The organism is Mesorhizobium sp. M1A.F.Ca.IN.020.06.1.1 (genome assembly GCF_004023265.1).
Lineage (GTDB): Bacteria > Pseudomonadota > Alphaproteobacteria > Rhizobiales > Rhizobiaceae > Mesorhizobium.
In genome coordinates this window covers 1-2343 of the sequence record NZ_RZSR01000933.1, presented here as the reverse complement: position 1 = coordinate 2343, position 2343 = coordinate 1, and the positions used below count along the sequence as shown (strand labels likewise).

The window sequence follows — 2343 nt, the reverse complement described above, 5'->3', positions numbered from 1 at the left end:
CCTTGGAACAGCGCGCCTCCAACGTCGCCTTGATCGTGCGGTTGGCGGCGACGCCGCCGGCGACGACCAGCGCCGGCTTTGCCGTCTCGGGAAATTCCTTGCGGAAACGGGCGAGCGCCCGCGCGACACGGTCGCCCAGCGCATCGGCCACCGCAGCCTGGAAGGAGGCGCAGATGTCGGCGACGTCCTGGTCGCTGAGCGGCGCGATTGCCGTTGCCGCCTGGCGCACAGCCGTCTTCAGGCCGGAGAAGGAGAAATCCGGCTGCGCCGACCCTTTCATCGGACGCGGGAAGGCAAAGCGGCTCGCATCGCCGCTGGCCGCTGTCTTTTCTACGTTGGGCCCGCCCGGATAGGGCAGGCCAAGCATCTTGGCCGTCTTGTCGAAAGCCTCGCCCAGCGCATCGTCGATGGTCGTTGCCCAGCGCTGGTAGTCGCCGACGCCGCGCACCGCGACGATCTGGGTGTGGCCGCCGGAGACCAGCAAGAGCAGATAGGGAAAGTCGAGCCCCTCGGTCAGCCGGGCAGTCAGCGCGTGACCTTCGAGGTGGTTGATGGCGATCAGCGGCTTGTTCGCGGCGGCGGCGATCGCCTTGGCGGTCATCAGACCAACGATCAGCCCGCCGACCAGCCCCGGCCCGGCAGTCGCGGCGACGGCGTCGACCTCATCGAGCGATACGGCCGAATCGGTCAGCGCTGCCTCGACGATCCCATCCAGCGCCTCGACATGGGCGCGCGCGGCAATCTCGGGCACGACGCCGCCGAAGGCGGCATGCTCCTCGATCTGGCTCAAGACGACATTGGAGAGGATTTCGGGCGCGGAGTCGCCGTCCAGCGCCACCACGCTGGCGGCCGTCTCATCGCAGCTTGTCTCAATGCCCAGAACGCGGATCAATTCGTCGCTGTCCTCGAAGATTGTGTCTCCGACCTTTCCTATATAGGAGGTCTGTCGATAGTCAGGTGGTGCCGGCCTGCGAATGGCGGTTTTCTGCGCTTCCGGCGCTCACGTACCCAAAAGTACGCTCCGCTCCGGTTCTCGAAATCCGCTTTTTTCGGCTCGGCCTGACCTGAATCTCGGCAGACCTCGGAATCGCCTAGGGGGTTATCACGGACCGCGCGCCATGCAAACAACCTTGAAAATCGGAACACGCGGCAGCCCGCTGGCGCTCGCCCAGGTGCATGAGACGCGGGCGCGGCTCATGCAGGCGCATGGCCTGCCAGAGCAGGCCTTCGAAATTGTGCCGATCTCGACCAGCGGCGACCGCATTCAGGACCGGCCGTTGTCGGAAGCGGGCGGCAAAGGCCTGTTCACCAAGGAGATCGAGGAAGCGCTGCTCGATCGCCGCATCGATATCGCCGTGCATTCCTCGAAGGACATGCCGACGGTGCTGCCCAACGGGCTGGAGCTTTCCGTCTTCCTGCCGCGCGAGGACGCGCGCGACGCCTTCATCGGCAAGACCGCGAAGCGGATCGCCGATCTGCCGCATGGCGCCACGATCGGCTCGTCGTCGCTCCGGCGCCAGGCGCTGCTCCGCAGGATGCGGCCGGACCTCAATGTGGTGATGTTCCGCGGCAATGTGCAGACCAGACTGCGCAAGCTGGATGAGGGCGTGGCCGAAGGCACCATCCTCGCCTATGCCGGGCTGAAGCGGCTCGGGCTCGAGAGCGTGATCACCGATCTGATGCCGCTGGATGTCTTTCCGCCGGCGCCGGGGCAGGGGGCGATCGGCATCGAAAGCCGCATCGGCGACGGCGTGGTCGAAAATATGCTGGCGGCTATTCACGACATGCCGACCGGCCAGGCGCTGGCCTGTGAGCGCGCCTTTCTTGCTGCGCTCGACGGCTCCTGCCGCACGCCGATCGCCGGCCATGCGACCGTCTCGGACGAAAACCTGTCTTTCGCCGGGCTGATCATCTCGCCCGACGGCACCGAGTCGCATGAGGTCAGATTGAATGGCCCGGCCCGGGACGCGGCGAATATCGGCGCGGAAGCCGCGCGGGCCGTTCGCGCCAAGGCCGGCGCAAAATTCTTCGACGGCTGGGCCTGACATGGTCCGCGTCCTGGTGACGAGGCCGGAACCGGGCGCCTCCCGCACGGCCCGGCGGCTTCAGGCCCAGGGGTTCCAGCCCGTCCTGCTGCCACTGACGGAAACAGTGGCGTTGCCGGTCGAGGCAAGCGTCTTGCCCGCTGCTGCCGCGGTTGCCGTCACCAGCGCCAATGCGGTGCGCTATGCGCCCAAGGAACTGGTCGCCGCGCTTGCCGCCCTGCCTTGCCATGCGGTCGGGACAAGGACTGCGGAAGCCTGCCGTGCGGCTGGATTTACGTCCGTCTTTGAAGGCCCAGGC

Annotated in this window: 3 protein-coding genes; 2 read left to right on the top strand and 1 reads right to left on the bottom strand. The window is 67.0% G+C overall.

Annotation, left to right across the window (positions count from 1 at the left end; translation table 11 throughout):
* Positions 1-892, bottom strand: an 892-nt coding sequence (tsaD, locus tag EOA60_RS29225; protein WP_128312344.1) for a tRNA (adenosine(37)-N6)-threonylcarbamoyltransferase complex transferase subunit TsaD, incomplete at its 3' end; no start/stop codon positions are given.
* 226 nt (positions 893-1118) lie between these two features.
* On the opposite strand from tsaD, the gene hemC reads away from it, so the two are divergent.
* Together hemC and EOA60_RS29215 are read left to right on the top strand one after the other, a co-directional pair.
* Positions 1119-2045, top strand: coding sequence for a hydroxymethylbilane synthase (hemC, locus tag EOA60_RS29220; protein ID WP_095826263.1), 927 nt, complete (start codon positions 1119-1121; stop codon positions 2043-2045).
* Between the two features lies 1 nt (position 2046).
* Positions 2047-2343, top strand: a 297-nt coding sequence (locus tag EOA60_RS29215; protein ID WP_206628308.1) for a uroporphyrinogen-III synthase, incomplete at its 3' end; no start/stop codon positions are given.

Excerpts from the sequence above, each read along its gene's own strand:
- hemC (WP_095826263.1), top strand. The coding sequence starts at position 1,119 with ATGCAAACAACCTTGAAAATCGGAACACGCGGCAGCCCGCTGGCGCTC.